This is a genomic window from Bacillus sp. NPDC077027 (assembly GCF_050269555.1).
Taxonomy (GTDB): Bacteria; Bacillota; Bacilli; order Bacillales; family Bacillaceae; genus Bacillus.
In genome coordinates this window covers 153,926-171,251 of the sequence record NZ_JBNNIO010000004.1, presented here as the reverse complement: position 1 = coordinate 171,251, position 17,326 = coordinate 153,926, and the positions used below count along the sequence as shown (strand labels likewise).

Below are 17,326 nucleotides of genomic sequence, written 5' to 3'. Positions count from 1 at the left end.
GTCTTTTTTTTATTCTTCTACTTGCTTACGTAAATCATCCGCCACGAATTCTACATTTGTCCCAATGATAATTTGAACAGCGGTTTTACCAGAGGTTAAAACACCTTTTGCCCCTGCTTTTTTTAGTTTTGCTTCATCAATCACACTTGTATCCTCAACAGTTAGCCGTAAGCGCGTTGCACAATGATCAATTGTTGTTACATTCGCTTTCCCGCCTAATCCTTCTAAAAGTGGGTGTGTTCCTTGCTTGTTGTCATCGTCATCTTCTTCCACATCTGCAAGCAAATCGTCGTCTTCTCTTCCTGGCGTTTTTAATTTTAAAAGCTTGATTAAGAAATAGAAAACGGCAAAATAGATCACTCCATACATGAGCCCGACAACTAGTAACAGAATTGGTTTTTGGGCAATGCCGAAGCTTAATACATAATCTATCGCGCCCGCCGAAAAGGCAAAACCACTATGAATATCGAGAACATTCACAATAAAAAGAGATAAGCCCGTTAATATCGCATGAACAACATATAATAGTGGGGATAAAAACATAAATGAGAATTCAATCGGTTCAGTGATCCCTGTGATAAAAGAAGTCAATGCCATCCCAATCATAAGTCCAGCAGTTGCTTTCCGTTTCTCGGGTTTTGCTGTGACAATCATAGCCAAACATGCAGCAGGCAGCCCAAACATCATGACTGGGAAAAAGCCTGTCATAAAGACTCCAGCACTTGGGTCTCCTTTAAAGAACCGCGCTAAATCACCGGATGCCCCATTAAAATCACCAAATTGGAACCAAAATAAATTATTCAGTACATGGTGCAAGCCAAGTGGGATCAAAAGTCTGTTAAAGAAGCCAAATAATCCAGCTCCTGTTGCGCCTAAGCTTAAAATCCACTCTCCTAGTTCATTAATAATCCCTTGAATCGGTGGCCAAACATACCCGAATATAGCTGCTAATATAATAGATAAGAGTGCCGTGATGATGGGTACAAGTCGTCGCCCGCTAAAGAACCCTAGATATTCAGGCATCTTTGTATCCTTGAACTTATTGTAAACATATCCTGCAAGTAACCCGCACAGAATTCCACCTAAAACACCCATATTGTTTGTGGAATTAATCGAAGTTGTTCCTGCGGATAAGATAAAATACGCTATCGCTCCGGATAACGCAGCCGCTCCATTACCGTCCTTTGCAATTCCTATGGCTACACCCATTGCAAAAATCAGTGCCAAATTTGCAAAAATAGCATTACCCGCTGCGTGAACAAACGGTAAATCAAAGACATCTTCACGTCCAATGGCCAAAATAATTCCTGCTGCTGGAAGCACAGCGATCGGAAGCATGAATGACTTTCCTAATTTTTGAAAAAATTGAAATATCACTTGTCTTTTCCCCCCTTATATCGTCATCATGATCTATTTCCATGATGTTCATAAAAAATATATCATATGCACGTCTAGTTATCTATACCAATTTGTCCACTTTAGATCAAAAACTGACTTTTACTCTTTTACTGTAAATTGTGGTAAGCTATAAGCAGAATTTAGATAAAGAAAGCGGGAATGAATCGTGATCGTCAAACATGACCATGAGCTTGAAGCATTAAAAAAAGTAGGCCGAATTGTTGCTTTAGCACGGGAGGAAATGAAAAGCAAAGCAACACCAGGCATGAGTACAAAAGAATTAGATCTTATTGGGAAAAAAATATTAGAAGAACATGGAGCAAACTCAGCACCAGAAAAGGAATATGACTTTCCTGGTACAACATGTATTAGTGTGAATGATGAAGTGGCGCACGGAATTCCGAGCGAGAAAACGATCTTGCAAGAAGGTGACCTCGTCAACATTGATATCTCTGCTGAGCTCGATGGCTACTATTCTGATACAGGTATCTCATTTGTATTAGGGAAAGGTGACCCTCAGCTAGAAGCACTCTGTCAATGTGCAGAAGTCGCTTTCCTTGAAGGGTTAAAACAGGCAAAAGCAGGCAAAAGACAAAACCAAATCGGCCGTGCTGTTTATCATACCGCAAAAGAGCATGGCTTTACGGTCATTAAGAACCTAACAGGACATGGGATTGGAAAAAGTCTGCATGAAGCTCCAAACCATATCCTAAATTACTATGATCCGTTTGATAATGCACTTTTTAAAAACGGAACTGTGATTGCATTTGAACCATTCATCTCGACGAAGGCAGAAACAGTTGAACAAACAGATGATGGCTGGACCTTTAAAACACCAGATAAAAGCCTTGTTGCACAAATTGAACATACCATCGTGATCACAAAAGACGAGCCAATCATCTTAACAAAGCTATAAACAGACAAACCCTCATGATTGCATCGGGAGGGTTTTTGCATGAATGGCTTTCACGAATCTGTCACGGTTAAACAAAAAGCGCTGTGGTAAAATAAGCAAAGATGTGTGAAAGGGGTTCATATTTTTATGTGGTTTATTATCATCGGTCTTATCTTTTTCATCGAAAGTATTGTGCTTACTGTCATCGGCATTAAAAAGAAACAATCTATGATGACGTATATCGGTGTGATTCTCATGATCATGACACTTGGTATGATCATTGTCTCATTGACTACGTCTAAGTGATGTTTTTCATTTTCCAGCATATACATAGACCATAGGCAAATAGATTCAGTTTTCTATTTGAACAGCCTGCCCACTTTTCACTCCCTTTCTGGAGATGTTACTATGCAGGCAGTTTCATTTGAAAGGAGTTTTCTATCGTGCATTATGGTAGCAAAGGCTGGTATGTCGCAGAATTGAAAAAGCTTGGTGTCACCAATCATGAAGGCAGAAAGCTTCAAAGCTTTAAAACCTATTTTTTAGCCAATCTGCTCGAACAAAAAAAACCTAGCTCGTAAACTACTTCAGCCGTACATTTTCGATATGTACGGCTTTTTTACGTTTGTTGTTTTAGACGTTTTTCAAACGATTTCTTCATATGTTCAGCAAGCGTCTCGACTTGAAGGACGCGCCTGAGCTTTTCTATATCACTTGTGTGACGATACTTCAATTCATTGACTTCATGAACCGTCACCTGATGAGGATCACGCTCTAATTGAATAAGCTGACTATTTGTTTGCACAATTCCCTCTTCCAGTACACGCAAATAATAGCCTGTAAAACCTGTTTCTTGCACCTCTTTCACCAGATTCTTTTCCCCATGCTTCTGAGCGAGCTTGAAGCATGGCTGTCTAGGCTGGCTCACTTGAACGATGGCTTCCCCCAACTGAAATACATCCCCAATACATACCTTTGTCTCCACAAGCTGATGAACCGTGACATTCTCACCAAAAGCAGCAGCCTCTAATTGGCAGCCAAGATATGTTTCAAAATAAGCATAGTGATCATACGGAAAGACACAGACCGCTTTATCATAACCGCCATGGTGGACAAGGTCTGCTTGTCCATCTCCGTCAAAATGTAGCTTGTTTAATAAAATGGGTCCTGCTATACGGTTTTTATGTATGCCTGTTTTCATTTCTCTCCCGTTTACACAGGTAGTGACAGGCAAACCTACTTGAATGCCTTGAATGTCATAAGTCTTTTGCTCCATTTGTGACTCCCTTTTGTCTCATTTTTTATATTTTACATTTTTTCCATCGAAAAAGACAGGCATGACTGGCTATGTTACGATGAAAGAAAAGGAGGAAAGAGCGTGATACATTATCATGTCATCGTCAAAGGACGTGTACAAGGCGTAGGATTCCGTTATTTCGTGCAAGGTGAAGCATCCACATATGGTGTGAAAGGCTGGGTGCGAAATACAGAGGATGGCGATGTTGAAATCAAGGTTGAAGGTGATGAACAGCAGGTCAGTCCCTTCCTATCAACGGTTCGAAAAGGAAGTCTTTTCTCAAAAGTGACAGACATGCAAACTGTGCAGCTTACACAGCTTGCATCCTATTCAAGCTTCCGCATCAAAGGGTAGCCTTCACTCGCTTATCTTGATACAGAGAATGGATTTGATACGTAGTAACCGACAAGTGTTGAACGAGAAGCGTCCTTGTATACACTTACATGTACATCATAGTTCACTGTGCCGCTTGGTGGAAGAAGTGTGCTGACAGGTGCAGTGAATTCTGTTTGTGTACCTAACGTTCCTTGTTGTGTGAAGACATGTGTGACAGGAAATGTGAGTTTTCGAATACCCGCAGTATAATAAAACTGCTCATTCGTGTTTGATTCAAGTTTCACTTTTACTTGAGATTGAAGTGGTGAATAAGCAGAACGATCAGTTGAAACCTTAAGATTGAGATTATTTTGTACACTTGCTTGTCCATCTAATGCATGTACTGGCTCAGTTGAAATGGTGAAAAAACCAACAGTGCCCAGAACAACAGTGAGCATGACAGAAAACCATTTTTTCATACAAAAACCTCCTATTTTGAAATCACTTTCATTAAACCATAAACTCCCACACGCTCCCATAGAGCAAATGAATCATTTTCAGCATTAAAAAACCTAGCACAAGGCTAGGCTTCTTCACCGCTATGATAGGGCTTTTTTTGATAAAAGTAGTTCGGCTTCACGATGGTATTGTCATACATTTTGTGAAAAATGTGAGTTGCTGCTGGTGATACAGGTGGAATGAGCCAGCTCCAATCTCCTGTTAGCGATCTACTCGCTTTTTCTTCCTGCTTTTCAAATTGTTTGAATTGATGAGCAGCTGTATGATGATCTACAATGGTGACGCCCGCCTCTCGATACGAATGAAGTACCGCTACATTTAATTCAACAATGGCTTTATCTTTCCAGAGGGATGCATTTTTCGTTGTTTCCAGCCCTAAGATAGAAGCGATTTTTTTGAGCATGTTGTACCGGTTTTCATCAGCTAAATTACGCGCACCGATTTCTGTTCCCATATACCAGCCATTAAAAGGTGCGGCATGATAATGAATACCGCCAATTTCAAGCTTCATATCGGCTATGATTGGAACACCATACCATTTTAAGCCTAAATCATGAAATCCTTCATATTCAGGGTGGATAATGTCTACCTCCATGACCATATCTTGTGGAAGGTCATAAAGTACTGGCGACTTGTCCCCTACTTGAAACATCAAGGGCAGCAAATCAAAATGAGTTCCTTTTCCTTTCCAACCATACGCTTCACATAGCTTTGTCAGTTCAAGCGACGCTTCATCGCCAATGATGCCATACTCGGTCTCATAGCCTGCATACCGAATTAACTGATGGTTATAAATGACAACTTGTTTTTTGCCATGACGTTCTGGCGGGAAAATCGAAATAGACGGTCTGATTTTCCCACCATTTGTGGCATATTCGATATGGTGAAACAAAGCATCTTTCACCTCTTCTTCTGTTTTGACATGTCTACAGTCATGCACATGAAGAGTTGACCAAAATAACCTGCCAATACAGCGATTGCTATTACGCCACGCCATCTTTGCCCCATGCTCCAGCTCTTCTTTTGTATGGGAATAATAGCCTGTTTCTTCGATTTCTTCTTTTATCTGAACCAGCCGTGCTGTTTTTTCATCATCTGATTTATTTAATTCTTCATAGCATAAAGAAATAAAGTCTTTCGCTTCATTCCATAACACTTCTTGTTTGAACAAACATACTCGCCTCACTTTAATACGAATATATTCATTGTAGCTTTTTCTTCGTATAAATTCACGTTTTTCTGATGTGTCATTTTCCAGATGTCAACAAATGAATGGGAATTTCACTTTTGCTTATACGCAATTTGTTCATTTACTTCAGCGGCATTTGTAGCCTCCTTTCTTAATTCAGACCATCCTGACTCAGCCATCTGATACACATTTTTCTCCAGTCTGGTTCCTTGAATTTGGACACTCGTGATAGATATGAAACGTATCTTAAATATGTTGTTGCAGAATTTGCGGATATTACCTATATCAATCAGGCAGGGATCAATGGTGAAATGCTTATATCAGACATATGAAAGTATAACAAATGAAATTCGAGCAGGACGACGATAAAGAAAAGTAAGGACAGCACGCTTGGTGCCGTCCTATTATTCGAGTCCAAGAGCTCGCTTACCAAGAGTAAAACGGTATATCGGGAGCTCATCCCCATCTTTTGACGCAATAAAACCAGTTGATACGTAGCTGTCAGGTGATTCTGGCTCAAGTGCCAAAGTCAGTATGTTTGTGGCTCGCTGTGCTGTAAAGTAAATCTTTGTCCCTTTAGATAGTTGCCGTTTCTTCTCCACAATTTTTGTTTGAACTGCTATCTCCATCTCGCCCTTCTCCTGTCTTGATGTGACTTGATATGCTTCTACCGGTACTTTTATACCCGCTGGCAGTGTCACACTTTTTAACCCAAGCGTCTTTAATTTTTTCTCTATCCCTTCATGACCAGGGAGAACAATGTATGCAGTCGGTCTTTCTCTTGATAATACGGGAGTCGCTTCACTAGAACTATAATAACGAACAGGAACTTCAATTGTTTTTCCTTCTTCAATGTCGACCATTTCAAGCTGATCACAGACAGGTTGACTGAAGGCATCCTGAATCACGACATTGTCGTCATCATTTGTTTTTAATCCTTTTGCAATGAGCTTTAATCGTTCAGACATCAACTGTTTCTTTACTTGAGCGGCATACTTTACGGTTGTATCAATGATCTTTTCATGTGTTGTGATCTGAGCAGCAACTCGGCGCTTAAAATTTTCTCTACCGATGCCGATTCCTCTGCTTTCCACTAAAAATGATAGGGCAGGAGACAATGCAAATGCATTTCTACCAATTCGTGCAGCTGTTCCTCCCTCATAAATTTGAATTTCTCCATCCTTTCCTCTTGAGGACGTATAGTATAAATCATTTGAGAATCCTTTCTCCGTTAAGGTTTCTCTAACCCCATTGACATAAAGTTCGTTAGAGGTGAGGCGTATGCTTTCTGGAATGTTGAGGTTTTTACCTGACAGAATCAACAGATCATGATATTTCAACGCTCCCTGTGCGCCCATATCTTGAAACTGTTTTTCTCCCAGATCGTATTCATGTGCATCAATGACAACCTCTGGAGCGTATTTATTAAATTCCCGATGTAAAGCTTGTAGCTCTTTAGACTCTAATTTGATATAATCTCGATTTCCATCAATACCGTTTGAAAGCCTTCGGTCAAATTGATAAGAACCATCAGGATTTATTCGTGGCACAATGATGATATTGACAGCATTCAATATTTTTTCTCCATAAGTACCTGTTAATTTTTCTGCAATGACAAGTGCTGATTCACCTGATGCTGGTTCATTTCCATGAATTTGAGCTTGAAGCCATATGGTTGGTTTTTTTGAAAGTGAAGATATTTGGCGATCTTTTGTGAAATAGAGGGCTGGAATTTGGCGACCTTCAATCGACGTTCCAATGGATTTTTGCGTGGCATATGGGCTTTTGCGGACAATGTCGTTTAGAAAGCTTTGCAGTTCTTCTTGTGTTGTAAAAGCTTCTTCTTTTTTAACAAAGGCTGGCGTGTGAAATGTCACTTCTGGTTCTGGATAATCTGGATAGAGTTTGTTTACTACCTCTGGTTGTTCATAATTTTTTCCATAATAAGGCGTATTCTGTGCTCTTGCTGGTGTTCCAACAGAAATACTGGCGGCAATCATGACGATTGCGACAAAAAGAATCAAACCATTTTTGTAAGACATGCTATCCTCTCCCTTCGTTCGTTTGCATGATAAAGAAAAATCCGTCTTGCATGTCGAATATTTCTGAAAATCAATCTTATGAATGACTTTAACACTCTGAAAATTGACCTAAAAAAAGAGCGTCTGCCACAAACAGCAGAACACTCCCCTCATCAACCTATGGAAATGGCTCCAATCAGAATGGATACAACTGTCATGGCGACAACTGCAAGAACAGCCCATTTCATCCCAAATTTTTGATGCTGATCCAGTGACACACCGACAAGTCCAACGAGTAAATGTGTAGAAGGCACAAGCGGACTTAACATATGAATTGGCTGTCCAATAATAGATGCTCGTGCAATTTCAATTTTATCGACCCCATACGCTGTCGCTGTTTCTGATAGGATCGGTAGCACCCCATAAAAATATGCATCGTTTGGCATAAAGAATGTAAAAATACCACTTGTTAGCGCTACAATCACAGGAATAAACCCACCTAATTGTTCTGGAATCGCAGATACAATCGAAATCGCCATTTCATCGACCATTTTTGTCCCAGTGAGAATGCCTGTAAAAACACCCGCTGCAAAAATCATTGATGCAATCGCAAGTACATTTGTTGAGTGAGCCGCAATTCGCTCCCTTTGTTGCTCCAAATTCGGATAGTTGACAATAATGGCAACACAAAAGGCTAACACAAAGAGCACTGTTAAACTAACTTTACCTGAAACCAATAGGGCTACTAATAGAAGTGTTAGCGCAAGATTAAACCACCATAGCTTTGGGCGTTTGATGTCATCTTGAAGGGCTGCTGCCATTTCATTTGCATGAATCGGTTGCTCTAGTTCAATGACACCAAGACGCTTTCTTTCAGCTTTCCCAAGAAAATAAGACACCACAACCATACTTAGAAACCCTGCACCGATCACCGGAATCATTGGACCAAATAAAAGAGATGGGTCGACACCAAGTGCACTTGCCGCCCTTGGCGTTGCACCTCCCCACGGAATCGTGTTCATAATCCCCATCCCAACACCTGCAATCCCTGCTAAAATGATCGGACGAATACCGAGTAGTGTAAATAACGGGAGCATCGCAGTTGTTGTAATCATATATGTTGTTGTGCCGTCTCCATCAAGCGCGACCAGCATCGTTAATACTGCCGTACCGACCACAATTTTTAACGGATCACCTTTTACAATTTTTAAAATCTTAGCGACCATCGGATCAAATAGACCCGCATCAATCATAATACCGAAATAAAGAATAGCGAACATGATCATCACAGCTGTTGGTGCGACCTGTTGAATCCCTTGTACAATCATTTCAGAAATATCTGTGAATTGAAAACCTGCAAAAAGTGCAAAGATAATTGGCGTTAATACAAGTGCTGTCAAAACTGACATGCGTTTTGTCATAATTAAAACCATAAAAATAAGCATCATGAGAAATCCTAAAATAGCTAACACTTTATTCACCCCTTATTTTGTATACGCTTTCATTAATGTTTACATCCTTTTCCCAATCCTTTCTGTCATCTTATATGAGGGTGAAATTGAAGTAAATATTGTGAATTTTAATTCTTTTTTGGGCGTTAAATACGTTTTGTTCATTTTGTTCAAATGATCGCTTTTTGCGAGACAAAATAAAAAAGCAGCTTTATTTGACTGCTTTTTCACCTTGAATGAATTGTTCATATCGTTTTAACTGATCTTCCATAAACAGCTTCGTTTCTTTACTATTCATATAATAGGCAGACCAGCCTTTTTGCTTCAGGATCTTTTTCCATTCTTTTGAATGCGTCATTTTTTGCAACAATCGATCCCATTCCTGTACTTCGCTTTGGCTCATATGGTTAGATCCCATCACACCACGCCAGTGAGAAAAGACAAGCGGAATTCCTTGTTCCTTCCATGTAGGCACATCTTCAAATCCGTCTAATCGTTTGCTTGTCGTTGTCGCAATGAGCTTCAACTTCTTTGTTTCATAATAATCGCGAACCTCCGTAATGGTCGTTGAAGCAGCATCTATTTTATTCTCCATCAAGCTATCAAACAGTTCATCCGCACTATTAAATTTTAAAAATTGGATTTGATAGGGATCAATTCCAGCCATTTCAGCTGCACGCGCAATTGAAATCTGATCATCATTCCCAAAGTCTGGGGCAAATCCAATGGTCAATGAATCTGGGTTTCGTTTTAAAGCGTCCAGCAGTTCTTTTCCATTTGAAAAAGTGGATTGTTTGTGAACAGCAAGCACTTGCCATTCCTGTGCTAATATAGCAATCGGCATGAAATCATTCATTGTCACGTTGCTACTCCCTAGTAAATTACGGCTTAAAAGAAGGCTAGAGTTTAAACTTAAATAATTCGCATCACGATTCATCATATACTTCCACCCCTTATCAACGGTTCCACCTTGTTGATAGAGGATATGTACAGGCTGATCGACAAGCTTCTCCTTTTCAAGCACTGTTTTCATGACATGAGCCGTTTGATCAAAACCTCCATCTGGCACACCAGAGACGACAATGAATAGTGTCTTATTTTTCAAAAATGGTCCATTCATTTTTTTCTCCTCAAAAGCAAGGGATATACATACACACATCACCAAGACGAACAACATGACCTTTTTCAACATATCTTCACTCCGTTTTATTCATCGCTGGATAATATCTTCTTTCAGGTCTGCCGATGATGCCGTACGCCAATTCCGCTCGACATTCTCCCGTAGAAACTAAGTATTCTACATAACGCCTTGCAGTCGTCCGAGATGCCCCCATTTTCTCTCCAAGCTCCTCTGCTGTTATCCCTCTTCTTTCGACCATCATCAGTTCTTTCACCTTTTCAAGTGTAAGTGAATTAATTCCCGTCGGTAAGTCCCGTTCATCCTTTTGCTCCTGCTGCATTTGACCAAAAAATAAGTCGATCATCGTCTGACTCACTTCGTTTTTTGAATTGATCAAGTTTTTTTTCTCTTTATATGCTGTTAAAACCTGTGAAAATTTATTTGATGTGACCGGCTTAATCAAATAATGAATAATACCGTAATGAAGCGCTTCCTTCAAATGCTTTATTTCCGTTGCCGCTGTAATCACAATGACATCGACTTCTGGATAACGCTCACGAAGCAATGGCAATAAATTTGTTCCAAGTTCGTCCGGCATGTACACATCAAGTAAAATTAAATCAACATGCTCTTTATGCAAGACGAACCACATGTCTTGTGCACTCTTTGCCTTGCCTATGACATGGAATCCATGTATTTGCTGAATATATGACTCATGAATCGCCGCGATACGAAAGTCATCCTCTGCAATTAATACCTTAATCACTGCTTAAATCCCCCTTTGTTTCTTTCGGTATGTATACAGTGAATAATGCGCCGCCTTCTTTTTTATTGGTGACTTCGATCCAGCCCCCAAGCTCATCTAACACTTCTTTCACATTGGCTAGTCCATAACCGCGGGCTTCTCCCTTTGTTGAATGACCTCTTGTGAAAATGTTTATGCGCTCTGCTTCTTTTACTCCATCACCAGAATCAGAGACTTCAATAATAATATCAAGCCCAATATCTGTGATAAAAAAATCTACCTCTCGCTTATCTTTATGTAGGACTGCTTCGAACGCATTATCTACGAGATTGCCAATAATCGTAATAAAATGGGATAGACTCAGGTGATTCGGAAGCGGTTCCAATGAACTGTTTTCATCAATTCGAAAATTCACTTTTTTCTCAGATGCCTTGCCAAGTTTCCCTAGGAGAATGGCCTGTATTTTGGGAGATTGAATTTGCTTCATCAATAAGTCGTGTTGCCTATTTTGCAATGTATACTCGTCTTTGATTAACTCGATTGCTTCATCAAATTGCTTTAGCTCTAGAAGACCTAAAATCGCATACAGTTTATTTGAAAACTCGTGTGTTTGCGCCCGCAAATCCTCTGAATATTGGCTGACCTCAGTCAAAGTATCCAATAGCTTCGTCAGCTCCGTTTTTTCACGAAAGCTCACAATCCCCCCATACACTATACTCCCTTGAACCACCTTTTTGACATTCAATACAAACGTCTTTTGGTTAACTTCTGTCTCTATATTAGGTTCAATTGATTCTAAAGTGAGCAATGATAACACATCTGCTTTTGATAGCACCTGATCAATATGAAGCGATTGTGTAGAATGAACGCGCAACATTTTTTCTGCTGACGTATTCATCATGGTGATGCGCCCCTTTCGATCAAAGGCAATGATTCCTTCTTTAATCGCAAGAAGCATCGCTTCCCGCTCTCGATATAAAGAAGCGATCTCATGTGGTTCAAGTCCTAGCGTGTCCTTACGAATGCTTTTCGCTAAAAAAATAGCACCGAATATCCCTGGAAGTAAGACAAGCAATGCCAAATAACTTAACGTAAAAAGCTGCTTTGTCGTGGCACGATCGATATCCTTTTTTAAGAATTCAACCGTAACTGTTCCAATAATTTTTTCAAATTCATCTGACTCCTTCATGATTGGCGCACTACCTCTTAACACGGTCTCTCCATTAGAAGTGCCTGCTGAAATAGATGTCCCACCAAAAAGTAAAGTACTTCTGCCATCAGCTAAACTAATGGTCCTTCCAACATGTTCATCATCAGTATGTAAAAGCACCCTCCCCTTTTGATTTGTGATAAAAATAGCATGAGCTGACACCTGTTCCTTCATCTGTTCAAGAACTGCCTGCTCCTCTCCCGCAGATGCCAATGATGCTGCCATAGATGATTTAATCGGTGGCATATATGAAATTGTTCTTGCTGTTTGTACGGCTAATTGCTCTGCCTGCTTTTGTCTCGCTGAGGATTGAAGAAATCCGAAGCAAATGGTAAGTAAAGCAATGACAAAGAGCAAAAGCACAATGATGAGCACCAATATTCTTGTTTGTAAGGATACCTTTCTTTGCTCCATCTTCACCGTCCCACAACCCCTAGCCCAAATAGATGAAAAGTATATCGTATAAGAAAATCATATCACTTTTTCTTTCAAGATTGAGAGAAAAAAATCCCACTAAAAGAACGGATAAAAAAAGATGACTCAAAAATGAGTCATCCCTTTGCTAGTCTTACGTGATGGATAATCCCGCACTTGCATAGCCTGCAACTGCGTTTATTAAAGATAACCCTGTTGCCGTTGCTGAGAAAACAACAAGCAATCTTGTTTGTGGTGTGACTGGGATATTTAAACCAGTTGCAATACCATTTGAAATGGCTCCAAGTGTTAAAATACCCGTTAATGGTGGTGATAATGCGACACTTGCTATTTCGGTAAAGCTGTTATTTGGTGTTGGTGAAGCAAACAGTCTAGCTGTCACTGTAATACTTGTTCCAACTAAGGTTAAAGCAGCTGTAGTACTGAAATATCCAGCAAATGAAGTAATCGTTCCACTTCTTGGAACAGAAAATGCCATGTTAAGAAGTGTCCCTGCTGCACCGGTTAAGTCGATAATTCCACCAACGATAGTAACACCTGTCGCAGAGCTACCAAATCCAACTAAACTAGAAGTTCCAACTAAACCGCCTGCAATTGTTGTCAAAGCAACAGGTAAACCTGATGCAAATGGAATAATGGCACTAGCACCAGTTGCTCCGGTTGGACCTGTATCTCCTGTCGCTCCGGTTGCTCCCGTTGCTCCTGTTGCTCCCGTGACTCCTGTTGCGCCGGTTGCGCCTGTTGGACCTGTATCTCCTGTCGCTCCGGTTGCTCCTGTCGCTCCCGTTGCTCCGGTTGCTCCGGTGGCTCCCGTTGCTCCGGTTGGACCTGTATCTCCTGTTGCTCCCGTTGCACCTGTAACTCCTGTTGCTCCGGTGGCTCCGGTTGCTCCGGTTGCACCGGTTGCGCCTGTTGCTCCGGTTGCTCCGGTGGCTCCTGTTGCTCCGGTTGCGCCTGTTGCTCCTGTTGCTCCGGTTGCACCTGTTGCGCCTGTTGCTCCCGTTGCGCCTGTTGCTCCCGTTGCGCCGGTTGGACCTGTATCTCCTGTCGCACCGGTTGCTCCGGTTGGACCTGTATCTCCTGTCGCACCTGTCGCACCTGTTGCTCCGGTGGCTCCGGTTGCTCCGGTTGCACCTGTTGCTCCGGTTGCGCCGGTTGCTCCGGTTGCTCCTGTTGCACCGGTTGCTCCTGTTGCACCGGTTGCTCCGGTTGCGCCGGTTGCTCCGGTTGCGCCGGTTGCTCCGGTTGCGCCTGTTGGACCTGTATCTCCTGTCGCACCGGTTGCTCCGGTTGCTCCTGTTGCACCGGTTGCTCCGGTTGCGCCGGTTGGACCTGTATCTCCTGTCGCGCCTGTTGCTCCCGTTGCTCCTGTTGCGCCTGTTGCTCCTGTTGCGCCTGTTGCTCCCGTTGCTCCGGTTGGACCTGTATCTCCTGTCGCACCGGTTGCGCCTGTTGCTCCCGTTGCTCCGGTTGCACCTGTAACTCCTGTTGCTCCCGTTGCACCTGTAACTCCTGTTGCTCCCGTTGCGCCGGTTGCTCCGGTTGCACCTGTTGCGCCTGTTGCTCCCGTTGCGCCGGTTGGACCTGTATCTCCTGTCGCACCGGTTGCGCCTGTTGCTCCCGTTGCTCCGGTTGCACCTGTAACTCCTGTTGCTCCGGTTGCACCTGTAACTCCTGTTGCTCCCGTTGCTCCGGTTGCACCTGTTGCTCCAGTTGCGCCGGTTGGACCTGTATCTCCTGTCGCACCGGTTGCTCCCGTTGCTCCGGTGGCTCCCGTTGCTCCGGTGGCTCCGGTTGGACCTGTATCTCCTGTCGCACCGGTTGCGCCCGTTGCTCCTGTTGCTCCGGTTGCGCCGGTGGCTCCTGTAACTCCTGTTGCTCCTGTTGCTCCGGTGGCTCCTGTTGCACCGGTTGCTCCGGTTGCGCCGGTTGGACCTGTATCTCCTGTTGCTCCGGTGGCTCCCGTTGCTCCTGTTGCTCCGGTTGCGCCGGTTGCCCCTGTTGCTCCGGTGGCTCCGGTGGCTCCGGGATCTCCTGTTACTCCCGTTGGACCTGTGGCTCCTGTTGCTCCTGTTGCTCCTGTTGCTCCCGTTGCTCCGGTGGCTCCGGGATCTCCTGTTACTCCCGTTGGACCTGTGGCTCCTGTCGCTCCTGTGGCTCCGGTGGCTCCAGGATCTCCTGTTGCTCCCGTTGGACCTGTGGCTCCGGTGGCTCCTGTTGCACCTGTAGTTCCTGGTAATCCTGTGAGACCGGTCGGACCTGTGGCTCCTGTGGCTCCGGGATCTCCTGTTGCTCCTGTTGCACCTGTAGTTCCTGGTAATCCTGTGAGACCGGTCGGACCTGTTGCTCCTGTTACTCCCGTTGGACCTGTGGCTCCTGTGGCTCCGGGATCTCCTGTTGCTCCCGTTGAACCTGTGGCTCCCGTTGGACCGGTGGCTCCGGGATCTCCTGTTGCTCCTGTTGCTCCGGTGGCTCCTGTAGTTCCTGGTAATCCAGTGAGACCTGTGGCTCCTGTTGCTCCTGTCGCTCCGGGATCTCCTGTTGCTCCTGTTGGACCTGTGGCTCCGGTGGCTCCTGTTGCACCTGTAGTTCCTGGTAATCCAGTGAGACCTGTGGCTCCTGTTGCTCCGGTAGCTCCGGGATCTCCTGTTACTCCCGTTGGACCTGTTGCGCCTGTAGTTCCTGGTAATCCAGTGAGACCTGTGGCTCCTGTTGCTCCGGTAGCTCCGGGATCTCCTGTTACTCCTGTTGGACCTGTGGCTCCTGTTGCTCCGGGATCTCCTGTTGCTCCTGTTGGACCTGTGGCTCCGGTGGCTCCTGTTGCACCTGTAGTTCCTGGTAATCCAGTGAGACCTGTGTCTCCTGTTGCTCCTGTCGCTCCGGGATCTCCTGTTACTCCCGTTGGACCTGTTGCTCCTGTCGCTCCGGGATCTCCTGTTACTCCCGTTGGACCTGTTGCGCCTGTTGCTCCGGGATCTCCTGTTGCACCTGTAGTTCCTGGTAATCCAGTGAGACCTGTGGCTCCTGTTGCTCCGGTGGCTCCTGTCGTTCCAACTCCTGGTCCTGTTGGACCTGTTGCGCCGGTTGGACCCGCTGGACCTGCTGGCCCCACTGGGCCTCGTCTTCCTCGTCCTCCTGATGGTACTCGTATCACACAAGTACAAGGATCTTTGTCACAGCAAGTCTTTTTCACTTGCTTTACATGCTTACCTTTCTTACAAATATCACATTCCCAACCATCATCCTTATACGCATCATACCAACTGCCTTTTTGGTAGGCGTCTTTTGGATGAGGCGGAAACGTTTTTCCACATTGTCTACATCTTTTCATAGAATCACCCCTCTCCATCGTATTCAAGCATCTAGAGAAAGGTGTTTGTACAATTTAATTATGTTACGAAACTTTTAAATAACCTTACACACATGGCGCAAGATTTTATTCATTTAATGTGACGAAAGCCGAAGTGTGAGTTTCATATCGCTCCCCATCATGTCTGACTTCATTTCTGTGACACGGATTGTTTCAGCTAGTCTTTCAAAACCATTTCCTTCGAAAAATGTCGGTGCCTTTTGTCCACCTATGAATATGGGTGCCATATAGATCACTACTTCATTCACCAATCCCGCTTCAAGAAAGGATGCATTGACATGACCACCTGCTTCAATGAGAACCGACATCATGGAGCGCTCTCTTAGCATCCTCAATACATCGGGAAGATTTGTATATTTTCTTCCGCTCGTTACAAATACATTGACTCCTTTATTTTCTAGTTGTTCACGTTTTTCTTTATCATATTGGCGAGACGTACAAATAATGGTTTCTGCTTTACCATCAGTCAGGCATTTCGCAAAGAGCGGGATTCTCAGCTTGGAGTCCAGGATGACACGAACAGGCTGTATGACCTCTTTCCTCCTGACGGTGAGACTAGGGTCATCTTGAATGACCGTCTCGACTCCAGTGATGATGGCATCTGATTCTTGACGTATACATTGCACATCTTGCCTTGCTTCTTCACCTGTGATCCACTTGCTCTCCCTTTTCGATGTCGCAATCTTTCCATCCAATGAAATGGCCGTTTTTAATGTCACGAAGGGACGATTGTATTGAATCGAGTGAAAAAAAGGAGCATTTAACCGAACTGCCTCCTCCCTACACAAACCTTCCTCTATTTCTATTCCTGCCTTTTTCAGCATGGCTACACCTTTCCCTGAAACGAGCGGATTTGGATCTTTAGAGGCGATTACAACTCGTTTCACTCCGCTTTTCATTAGTGCCTCTGTACAGGAACCAGTTTTTCCGTGATGTGCGCATGGTTCAAGTGTGACAAACATGACAGCATCCTTTGCCTTTTGTCCAGCCATTTGTAGTGCATGAATTTCAGCATGCGGTTCGCCAGCCTGCAAATGGGCGCCAATCCCAACAATTTTCCCATCCTTCACCAGTATCGCACCAACAAGCGGATTCGGAGAAGTTTGTCCCTTCATCGCCTTCGCATTTTCAATAGCTAGTTTCATATAATAAGAATCGTCCTTCATCCTAATCTCCTTTCAATATCAAAGGGAAAAAGCTCCTTCATATCAAGAAGGAGCTCTATTCTCATGTTCACTTTCTACACTTTTATAATTCGCTTCTTCTCAGAACGATCATAGTAAGGTAGCGAATAAAACAATTTATATGATGCTCTTTTTTTGCAGAAGCAGCATTTGCGCATTTCGTATTTATTGATCAAG

The 17,326-nt window shown here is 43.4% G+C and carries 16 protein-coding genes; 5 read left to right on the top strand and 11 right to left on the bottom strand.

The genetic code is table 11. The features are described 5' to 3' along the window. Positions 1–9: 9 nt before the first annotated feature. Positions 10–1,374: an N-acetylglucosamine-specific PTS transporter subunit IIBC gene (nagE, locus tag ACQKEZ_RS15395; protein WP_427302424.1), complete on the bottom strand. Its 1,365-nt coding sequence runs from the start codon at positions 1,372–1,374 to the stop codon at positions 10–12. Positions 1,375–1,564: 190 nt separating this feature from the next. Between nagE and map the strand changes: the two genes are divergently transcribed. From map to ACQKEZ_RS15380, 3 genes are all read left to right on the top strand, one after another. After that, complete coding sequence (map, locus tag ACQKEZ_RS15390; RefSeq protein ID WP_427302243.1) at positions 1,565–2,314, top strand: type I methionyl aminopeptidase; 750 nt, start codon at positions 1,565–1,567, stop codon at positions 2,312–2,314. 126 nt (positions 2,315–2,440) lie between these two features. After that, the gene (locus ACQKEZ_RS15385) at positions 2,441–2,599 is read left to right on the top strand and encodes a hypothetical protein (protein ID WP_427302242.1); all 159 of its coding nucleotides are present in this window, start codon (positions 2,441–2,443) and stop codon (positions 2,597–2,599) included. 137 nt (positions 2,600–2,736) lie between these two features. Next, the gene (locus ACQKEZ_RS15380) at positions 2,737–2,874 is read left to right on the top strand and encodes a YflJ family protein (protein WP_427302241.1); all 138 of its coding nucleotides are present in this window, start codon (positions 2,737–2,739) and stop codon (positions 2,872–2,874) included. A gap of 38 nt (positions 2,875–2,912) precedes the next feature. Here the strand turns inward: ACQKEZ_RS15380 and ACQKEZ_RS15375 are convergent, their stop codons facing one another. Then, the gene (locus ACQKEZ_RS15375; protein WP_427302240.1) at positions 2,913–3,569 is read right to left on the bottom strand and encodes an MOSC domain-containing protein; all 657 of its coding nucleotides are present in this window, start codon (positions 3,567–3,569) and stop codon (positions 2,913–2,915) included. Positions 3,570–3,671: 102 nt separating this feature from the next. Here ACQKEZ_RS15375 and ACQKEZ_RS15370 point away from each other — a divergent pair, with 102 nt between their 5' ends. Continuing rightward, positions 3,672–3,944 carry an acylphosphatase gene (locus tag ACQKEZ_RS15370; protein WP_427302239.1) on the top strand — a complete coding sequence of 91 codons (273 nt, stop codon included), beginning with the start codon at positions 3,672–3,674 and terminating at the stop codon, positions 3,942–3,944. 11 nt (positions 3,945–3,955) lie between these two features. On the opposite strand, the gene ACQKEZ_RS15365 is transcribed toward ACQKEZ_RS15370, so the two are convergent. Beyond that, positions 3,956–4,384 (bottom strand): hypothetical protein, encoded by a 429-nt coding sequence (locus ACQKEZ_RS15365; RefSeq protein ID WP_427302238.1) that lies wholly within the window; start codon positions 4,382–4,384, stop codon positions 3,956–3,958. 104 nt (positions 4,385–4,488) lie between these two features. Continuing rightward, on the bottom strand, positions 4,489–5,595 hold the full coding sequence (locus ACQKEZ_RS15360; RefSeq protein WP_427302237.1) for a nitric oxide synthase oxygenase: 1,107 nt from the start codon (positions 5,593–5,595) through the stop codon (positions 4,489–4,491). A gap of 227 nt (positions 5,596–5,822) precedes the next feature. On the opposite strand from ACQKEZ_RS15360, the gene ACQKEZ_RS15355 reads away from it, so the two are divergent. Next, positions 5,823–5,945 (top strand): phenolic acid decarboxylase, encoded by a 123-nt coding sequence (locus ACQKEZ_RS15355; RefSeq protein ID WP_427302236.1) that lies wholly within the window; start codon positions 5,823–5,825, stop codon positions 5,943–5,945. Between the two features lie 72 nt (positions 5,946–6,017). Here the strand turns inward: ACQKEZ_RS15355 and ACQKEZ_RS15350 are convergent, their stop codons facing one another. From ACQKEZ_RS15350 to ribD, 7 genes are all read right to left on the bottom strand, one after another. Continuing rightward, the gene (locus ACQKEZ_RS15350; protein WP_427302235.1) at positions 6,018–7,655 is read right to left on the bottom strand and encodes a M14 family metallopeptidase; all 1,638 of its coding nucleotides are present in this window, start codon (positions 7,653–7,655) and stop codon (positions 6,018–6,020) included. Positions 7,656–7,807: 152 nt separating this feature from the next. Continuing rightward, positions 7,808–9,106, bottom strand: coding sequence for a citrate:proton symporter (locus tag ACQKEZ_RS15345; RefSeq protein WP_427302234.1), 1,299 nt, complete (start codon positions 9,104–9,106; stop codon positions 7,808–7,810). A 190-nt stretch (positions 9,107–9,296) separates the two neighbouring features. Next, positions 9,297–10,205, bottom strand: a complete 909-nt coding sequence (locus tag ACQKEZ_RS15340) for a tripartite tricarboxylate transporter substrate-binding protein (protein ID WP_427302232.1) — start codon at positions 10,203–10,205, stop codon at positions 9,297–9,299. Between the two features lie 76 nt (positions 10,206–10,281). Next, entirely contained in the window at positions 10,282–10,971 is a 690-nt protein-coding gene (locus ACQKEZ_RS15335; protein WP_427302231.1) for a response regulator, read from the bottom strand. Then, entirely contained in the window at positions 10,964–12,574 is a 1,611-nt protein-coding gene (locus tag ACQKEZ_RS15330; RefSeq protein WP_427302422.1) for an ATP-binding protein, read from the bottom strand. Before ACQKEZ_RS15330 ends, ACQKEZ_RS15335 begins: the two co-directional genes overlap by 8 nt. A gap of 154 nt (positions 12,575–12,728) precedes the next feature. After that, positions 12,729–15,926, bottom strand: a complete 3,198-nt coding sequence (locus tag ACQKEZ_RS15325) for an exosporium glycoprotein BclB-related protein (RefSeq protein WP_427302229.1) — start codon at positions 15,924–15,926, stop codon at positions 12,729–12,731. Between the two features lie 113 nt (positions 15,927–16,039). After that, entirely contained in the window at positions 16,040–17,131 is a 1,092-nt protein-coding gene (ribD, locus tag ACQKEZ_RS15320) for a bifunctional diaminohydroxyphosphoribosylaminopyrimidine deaminase/5-amino-6-(5-phosphoribosylamino)uracil reductase RibD (RefSeq protein ID WP_427302228.1), read from the bottom strand. Between the last annotated feature and the right edge of the window lie 195 nt (positions 17,132–17,326).